The sequence below is a fragment of the Caballeronia terrestris genome (assembly GCF_001544515.1).
GTDB classification, from domain to species: domain Bacteria; phylum Pseudomonadota; class Gammaproteobacteria; order Burkholderiales; family Burkholderiaceae; genus Caballeronia; species Caballeronia terrestris.
This window is the reverse complement of record NZ_FCOL02000147.1, coordinates 1-6,114: the sequence shown is the minus strand read 5'-3', so window position 1 is coordinate 6,114 and position 6,114 is coordinate 1. Positions and strand designations below refer to the sequence as shown.

Below are 6,114 nucleotides of genomic sequence, written 5' to 3'. Positions count from 1 at the left end.
TTTACGGAACCGCGCAATGGTCTTGAAGTCCGGCGCGAGGCGGCCCGTAAGCCACATCAGTTCGACGTTGCGCTGAGTGGTGCGCGACAATTGAGAAGTCCGCTTTTGCGACAACTATGATGGCCGGTGGTGAGGTGTCAAAGGCGGCGTAGCCGTCGTAGACGACGAGCCACCGGCAGCGCTGACTCGGCGGGGAATAGGATGGTCGACTGCAGCTAATGAGCAGTCCGCCAATGTCTGGAACCCACATCACCGATCGGCAGGTTCATCTCTACATGACCAAGCGCAAGGATCACACACAGGAAGTTGCCGCCGCGAAAGCTGGCATGAGCGTGCGCACGGCGCGTCGCGTATCCAAAGCGGCGACGCTGCCCTCGCAGAAGCCAGAACGTGAATGGCGCACGCGCGCAAATCCCTTTGCCGAAGTTTGGGATAGCGAAATCGTGCCGTTACTACGCTGTTCGCCGAAACTCAAAGCCATCACCCTTCTGCGCCAGTTGCAAGAAGTCCATGCTGATCGGTTCCCCGACAGTATGCGTCGCACGCTTGAACGGCATATCGGCCAATGGCGCGCGCTCGAAGGGCCCAGCAAGGAGGTGTTCTTCCCTCAAACCTACCAGCCCGGCGTGCGAGGATTGTCGGACTTCACGCACATGGAGGAGCTGGGTGTAACGATCGCCGGTGTTGCATTCGGACATTTGCTCTATCACTTTGTGCTGGCGTTCTCACGCTGGGAATACGCCAGCGTTGTTGACGGCGGAGAGAGCTTCCAGGCACTGGCAGCAGGGTTGCAGAACGCTCTATGGCAGGCGGGCGGCTGTCCCAGCGAGCACCGTTCCGACAGTCTGTCAGCCGCTTTCAAGAACCTTCAGGAGAAGGAGGACTTTACGGTTCGCTATGCGGCATTGCTTGAGCACTACGGCATGGAAGGCACGCGCAACAATCGTGGCCTGGGCCACGAGTATGGTGTAAAAAATATGTCGCGGTGTCCCTCAATGACCCCTGTGTTGCCTACCAGGTTGTCGCGTCCATGACGACATAATTTCAGGCTGATACTGATATTCCACTAATCAACATTGGGGGAATATCATGTTTGAGACTCTCTTTACGCGTCCGCATGCTCTTGCTGCCCACACTCTCGCGCCCTGCGTGGAATCCAGGAAGCGCTTCCTCGTAAATTGTCAGGAACTGGGTTATCCGCCCAAGTCGATCCGCAAGATCGCGTGGATCCTGCTGGTTTTTTCACAGAGCATGGATCTGTCCCACCCGCGGTTAATAACGCACGAGGAAATCGCGTTTGCGGTTGACCATCGGATTCGACTTCTCCGAAGTGAGCGCACGAACGAGTCCCGCAGCTCGCGGCTTCTGTTCATCCATACCGCCACGGTGTGGCTGCGCTTTCTGGGGTGTCTGGAGGAACGGCATCCCACGAGAGAACCATTTTTTCGCTATATCGAGTACTACGTCGATTTCATGCGTGACCAGCGAGGACTTTCTCCTGCTACGATTTCAACCTGTCGTGATGAGATCGGTCGTTTTCTGGCAATGGTCTGTCGCCCTGACAGGGCACTTGATGCTCTCACTATCCACGATGTCGACACCTACCTCGCGTATCAAGGTAACCGCGGCTGGAGCAGAGCTTCATTGCACGCGCTTGCGAGCACGCTGCGCAACTTCTTCCGGTACGCAGAAGGACAAGGGTGGGCTACTAACGTTGCATCGGGCATTGAAGCACCAGTGGTGTATAGAGAGGAGGGGTTGCCGCTCGGGCCGAATTGGGAGGATGTGCAAAGATTCGTCGCCAGCTTTGTCGGCGAGAGCACTATCGATCTACGCAACCGTGCGATGATCCTGCTGCTGGTTGTCTACGGACTGAGGCGCGGCGAGGTGGTACGGCTCCGCCTGGAGGATATAGACTGGTGCGGCGAGATCCTTCATGTCAATCGTCCCAAGCAACGTTGCACACAGCAATACCCGCTGGTGGCGACAGTTGGAAACGCCATTGTGCGGTACCTGAAGGAAGCGCGTCCACGAAGCGCCCATCGCGAGCTGTTCTTGTCTGTCGAGGCACCGATCCGACCGCTATCACCCGGACGCGTAAGTAGCATTGTCCGCTCGCGTCTCGCGACGCTTGGTATCGATATCCCGCGACGTGGCGCACATTGCCTGAGGCACGCCAACGCCCGGCATTTACTCGACGCTGGCTTTGCCCTGAAGGAGATCGGGGACCATCTCGGCCATCGCAGCGCTTCGTCGACGAGAGCCTATGCGAAGGTTGACCTGACAGGACTGCGGTGTGTGGCCGAAATCGATCTGGGGAGTCTGCTATGAAGCTCTCCGAACTTGTCGCCCAATACGTTAGCCACAAACGTGCGTTGGGCATGCGCTTCAATTCTGAGGCGGCCACGCTTGCCTCATTTTGCCACCGGCTTGATGGCGACATTGATGTGGAGTCGGTCACAGCCGAACAGGTACACGACTTCCTGACTGGCAATAGGCCTCTGACCAACCATTGGGGTAAGAGAAGGTCAGTACTTGACTGCCTGTTTCGTTTCGCCCTCTCGCGTGGGTATGTCACGGCTTCTCCACTTCCACGCTACAGTCCGAAATTGCCGCCACCGCTGATACCCTATATCTATTCGCAGCAGGAATTAAAGCGCCTGCTCGACGTGGCGTCGGCGGCATGCAGTCCATACGGTCTGCTGGATGCATACGTTTTGCGTGCACTCATTCTGATTCTGTACGGCGCTTGCCTCCGCCATGGCGAAGCCTTGCGGCTAACCATGCAGGACGTCGATCTCGACGAAGCCGTCCTGCACGTGCGCGAGAGCAAATTCTACAGATCGAGGCTGGTTCCGCTAGGCGCAGATCTGAATAGTGCAATGCAAGCTTATGCCCGGCAACGCAACCAGAGATTTGGGCAGGCACCGGCTGCGCCGTTCTTCTGCTTACGCGATGGTCGCCCCCTGAGCCAGAAAGCTGTATGCAAAGCCTTTCAGCGACAGCGCACTCTGGCAAATATCCAACGCGAAGGCGGTGCGTCCTGCCAGCCGAGGCTGCATGATTTGCGGCACTCAGGCGCGGTGCACCGGCTAATCGCCTGGTATCGCTGCGGCGCGGATTTGCAACTGTTGTTGCCGCAGCTCGCCACCTATCTCGGCCACATCGATCTCGCGGGCACCCAACGCTACCTTACCCTGACGCCCGAGTTGCTGAATGCAGCGAGCACGCGCTTTGAAACTTACGTCCTTGAGGTGCAACATGAATAACTCATCCCTGCTGGGTCCGTGGATCCGACGTTTCCTGATCGAGTATCTGGTGGGCGAACGTAACCTTGCCATCAATACGCAAAGAAGTTACCGCGACATGCTCATGCTGTTGCTTCCGTATCTGGCCGCCAAGGTCGACAAGCGGATCGACCGCCTGACCGTTGATGATCTCTCCGCGCAAATGGTCCGCCTGTTCCTGACGCACATGGAAGAACAACGCCACTGTACGGTCAGCACACGAAACCAACGGCTCGGCGGCATCCACGCGCTGGCTCGTTTCATCGGCGAACATGCACCGGAATACGTCGACTGGTGGGCACAGATTCATCTGATTCCCGTCAAGAGAACCAGTCGCCCGGAGATCAGCTACCTTAGCAGGCAGGAAATGGACGCCCTGCTCGCTGCCTCTGACGTCAATACAGCGCAGGGGCAGCGCGAACATGCGTTACTGCTCTTCATGTTTAACTCAGGAGCGCGTGCAAGCGAAGCTGCGCAGCTCAAGATTCGCGACGTTGACTGGCACACGCGCTCGGTCAGCATCGTCGGCAAGGGGAACAGACATCGCCGCTGCCCGCTCTGGAAATCCACGCTCGATGCGTTGCGCTCACAGTCCGAGGGGAGGGCCGCAGACGCGCCGGTGTTCCTCAATCGATTCCACCAGACGGTGACGCGCTCCGGCATTCATGCATTGGTCAAGCGCTGCACTATCCGTGCTGTAGCCAACGCGCCGTCGATTGCCGGCAAGAATGTGCACCCACATGTGATTCGGCATACGACCGCCTCGCTACTGCTCCAGGCCGGTGTCGACATCAATACGATACGCGGCTGGCTTGGGCACGTTTCGTTGGAGACGACCAATATCTATGCCGAGGTCAATCTGGAAACAAAGGCGCGGGCGCTGGCGACGTGCGAAGTGGAAGGCGGTGCCGAAGGACAAAAGCAATGGCGCGATCAGCCCGACCTGCTGACCTTCCTCCGTACCTTGTAACCGAATAATATGTGCTGTTCGATTTCCACAAAGACGCTGCCTTGGCCTCCTTGGTTATCTAGCAGCACATATTTTTTACCACACCATACTCGTGGTTATGGGCTCGAGCCCATAACCACGAGAACGGCAGCGTGGAATCTTCGCATCGCTACCTGAAGGACGCAGTCGATCAGGCTTTGGAGTTACGTGGTCATCGCGATTTCGATGATCAGCCAGCCTACGAAGAGTTTGTGCGCGGCGTGGTGATGCGCCGCAACCGGCGCAATGCCGCTGCGTTCCAAGTCGAGCGCACATACCTCACGGATCTGCCTGAACACCGTACGACTGATTTCGTCGAAGACGAGGCGCGCGTGACGCGCTGTAGCACCTTCACGGTCGACGGCAGTCTCTACAGTGCACCATCGCGTCTAATCGGACATCGGCTGAAGGTGCGGCTCTACAGCGACCGCCTTGACTGCTATCTATCCGGAGCACTCGTGCACAGTATGACGCGCGTCTGGCGCACGAGCGAAGGTCGCGGGCGTGCGATTAATTATCGACATTTTATCGAGTCCCTCAAACGCAAACCCCAGGCCTTCAGGGGCCTCGTGTTTCGTGACGATCTGTTTCCGCGCGAGGCGTACCGCCGAACCTGGGAGCGTTTGGATCAAGCACTGAGCCCGCGTAACGCGTGCAAGGTCATCGTGGGGCTGCTGGAGCTCGCCGGCAATCACGGCGTCGAAGCAGAACTAGCCCAGCGGCTTGAAGTGCTGCTGGAACTCGGCGAGCTGCCGGATTTGGAAGCGCTCTTCGCACGATTCGCTCCGCGCCAAGCCGAATGTCCCATTGTGTCGGTCGAGATGCCCGACGCCTCGATCTACGACGCGTTGCTTGACGAGGAGGTGCTCGCATGAGCGCACCGACTTACGACACCGGCAGTATGGGACTGATGCTCAACGAATTGCGGCTGCCGACAATTGGTCGACTGTGGTCTGACTTCGCTCAACGATCCGACAAAGAAGGCTGGCAAGCATCGCAACTGTTGGGCGCTTTGTTCGAGCATGAATTGGCTGAACGGGCGAAACGCAGACTGGAACGCCATCGCGTCGAATCACAATTGGATCTGACCAAAACCCTCGCCACGTTCGACTTCAACGTCGTGCCCATGGTTTCGAAAGCACACGTCATGGCACTGGCCACCGGCGATGCGTGGCTCGAGCGAGGTGCCACGATTCTCCTGTTCGGGCCGCCTGGCGGGGGAAAAAGTCATCTTGGAAGCGCCATCGGACACGCTCTTATCGACGCGGGCTATCGGGTTCTGTGCACCCGCACCAGTGAGTTGGTGCAAAAGCTTCAGGTAGCGCGAAAGAGCCTGCAATTGCCGTCGGCACTCGCCAAGCTCGATCGCTTCGATTTGATCATCTTGGACGATCTGTCGTACGTCAGAAAGGACCAGGCTGAGACGAGTGTGCTGTTTGAGTTGATCGCCGAGAGATATGAAAGAAAAAGTCTTCTCATAACGGCCAATCAGCCCTTCTCGGGCTGGAATGACGTGTTTCCTGACCCCGGCATGACCGTCGCCGCCATAGACCGCCTCGTTCATCACTCGACGATCTTCGAGCTGAATGTCGAAAGCTATCGGCGCCGCAACGCCAACGACAAACAGAAGGAGCGGCGGCGTCAATTACCCACCGACGACCAAAACGGAGCGACAACTATAGCCAATTGACCGCGACAATTACCCCCGTCGAACGGCCATCGTAGTTGTCGTGCAACCGGACATCGTAGTTGACGATATCCACGCTGAGCCTCGCGTTCAAGGCGACGGCTGGATTGAATACGGTTCAGGTAACCGTAGATGTATATCTTGAGCATCAC

General features: G+C 57.7%; 4 protein-coding genes and 3 pseudogenes. 6 read left to right on the top strand and 1 reads right to left on the bottom strand.

Annotation, left to right across the window (positions count from 1 at the left end):
• Positions 1 to 93, bottom strand: a pseudogene (locus AWB67_RS40140) (hypothetical protein); the annotation flags it as partial.
• Between the two features lie 140 nt (positions 94 to 233).
• On the opposite strand from AWB67_RS40140, the pseudogene AWB67_RS34010 reads away from it, so the two are divergent.
• The 6 genes and pseudogenes from AWB67_RS34010 to istB all read left to right on the top strand — a co-directional run.
• Positions 234 to 968, top strand: a pseudogene (locus tag AWB67_RS34010) (IS21 family transposase); the annotation flags it as partial.
• Between the two features lie 121 nt (positions 969 to 1,089).
• Entirely contained in the window at positions 1,090 to 2,331 is a 1,242-nt protein-coding gene (locus AWB67_RS34005; protein ID WP_200822385.1) for a tyrosine-type recombinase/integrase, read from the top strand.
• Positions 2,328 to 3,269 carry a tyrosine-type recombinase/integrase gene (locus AWB67_RS34000; RefSeq protein ID WP_087660366.1) on the top strand — a complete coding sequence of 314 codons (942 nt, stop codon included), beginning with the start codon at positions 2,328 to 2,330 and terminating at the stop codon, positions 3,267 to 3,269. The genes AWB67_RS34005 and AWB67_RS34000 overlap by 4 nt, the downstream gene beginning before the upstream one ends.
• On the top strand, positions 3,262 to 4,257 hold the full coding sequence (locus AWB67_RS33995) for a tyrosine-type recombinase/integrase (protein ID WP_087660365.1): 996 nt from the start codon (positions 3,262 to 3,264) through the stop codon (positions 4,255 to 4,257). The genes AWB67_RS34000 and AWB67_RS33995 overlap by 8 nt, the downstream gene beginning before the upstream one ends.
• Before the next feature lie 104 nt (positions 4,258 to 4,361).
• Positions 4,362 to 5,150 (top strand): annotated as a pseudogene (locus AWB67_RS33990) (Mu transposase domain-containing protein); the annotation flags it as partial.
• On the top strand, positions 5,147 to 5,965 hold the full coding sequence (istB, locus tag AWB67_RS33985) for an IS21-like element helper ATPase IstB (RefSeq protein ID WP_087660364.1): 819 nt from the start codon (positions 5,147 to 5,149) through the stop codon (positions 5,963 to 5,965). The pseudogene AWB67_RS33990 and the gene istB, both read left to right, overlap by 4 nt.
• Positions 5,966 to 6,114: the final 149 nt, after the last annotated feature.

What these genes read in the sequence shown, in the direction of transcription:
- AWB67_RS33995 (WP_087660365.1), top strand. Translation starts at nt 3,262, where the DNA reads ATGAATAACTCATCCCTGCTGGGTCCGTGGATCCGACGTTTCCTGATC.
- AWB67_RS34005 (WP_200822385.1), top strand. Translation starts at nt 1,090, where the DNA reads ATGTTTGAGACTCTCTTTACGCGTCCGCATGCTCTTGCTGCCCACACT.
- AWB67_RS34000 (WP_087660366.1), top strand. Translation starts at nt 2,328, where the DNA reads ATGAAGCTCTCCGAACTTGTCGCCCAATACGTTAGCCACAAACGTGCG.
- istB (WP_087660364.1), top strand. Translation starts at nt 5,147, where the DNA reads ATGAGCGCACCGACTTACGACACCGGCAGTATGGGACTGATGCTCAAC.